Source organism: Herbaspirillum sp. B65 (assembly GCF_000333555.1).
Taxonomy (GTDB): Bacteria; Pseudomonadota; Gammaproteobacteria; order Burkholderiales; family Burkholderiaceae_D; genus Herbaspirillum; species Herbaspirillum rubrisubalbicans.
Genome location: NZ_BADI01000503.1, coordinates 1 through 846, shown reverse-complemented (window position 1 = coordinate 846; position 846 = coordinate 1). Strand labels below are relative to the sequence as shown.

General features: G+C 63.2%; 1 protein-coding gene. It reads right to left on the bottom strand.

Annotation, left to right across the window (positions count from 1 at the left end; genetic code table 11):
• On the bottom strand, window positions 1-846 hold an 846-nt coding region (locus I5W_RS12090), incomplete at both ends, for a hypothetical protein (protein WP_044529407.1).

Below are 846 nucleotides of genomic sequence, written 5' to 3'. Positions count from 1 at the left end.
TCCGGTCCCTTAACAATTCCACATAACGACTCGCCGCCGATTCATTGATGACGATGAAGCGGGCGAAATCGAACAGCGCCGGCTCCAGTTGCCCATCGATGGCCTGCTGGGCGGCGAAGCTGGCATAGCTCACGCCGTAGCCATAGAACTGTTGCTTGAAGGCGGGATTGAGATTGGCGTCATCGACCGGATGGAATTTCACCACCAGCTGTGCCCGCTGACTGGCCACCAACGCTTGCATGGTACGCATGGCCATCATGAGTCCATACAGGTTCTTCTGGGCTTGCTCGCTCTGGGGGCCGTGACGCGCCACCATGTTGATGATATTGGGCAGGAAGCACAGCCAGTTGCGACCCGGTTCGCGCAGCGCATGACAAGGGGACAGCGACAGCGTGCTGACCCGCGGCAGGGTAGGAAAGGCCTGGGGCGAGACCCGGTAGGCGCCGCCATACTTGGGGCTGGCGGCGTCGAACCACAGCGCCGGCACCTCATTGACGGCCAGGATGGCCTGCGGCGTCAGGCCCAGGCGGCGCATCACCAGCGGCTGGGCTTGCAGCAATTGCAGCAGTTGCGCGGCATCGACGACCTGATCCTGCGCCGGCAGGGCCAGGGCTGGATTGCAGGAGGTATTGCCCTCTTCCAGATAGCACAGCGTACTGACGGCGGTAGCCAGCTTGAGCAGCTTGCCCAGCAGATAGCGGGTATGGGGCAGGAACACGCGCAGGGGCTGCCCGTCATCGGGTAGCGCCTGTGCCAGCTTGAGCAGGAATTCAGCGGTGCGTTGCGGGCTCCAGATGCCATCATCGGTCACCTGCACATGCGGGCCCGTCCCAGACATGCCGCGTC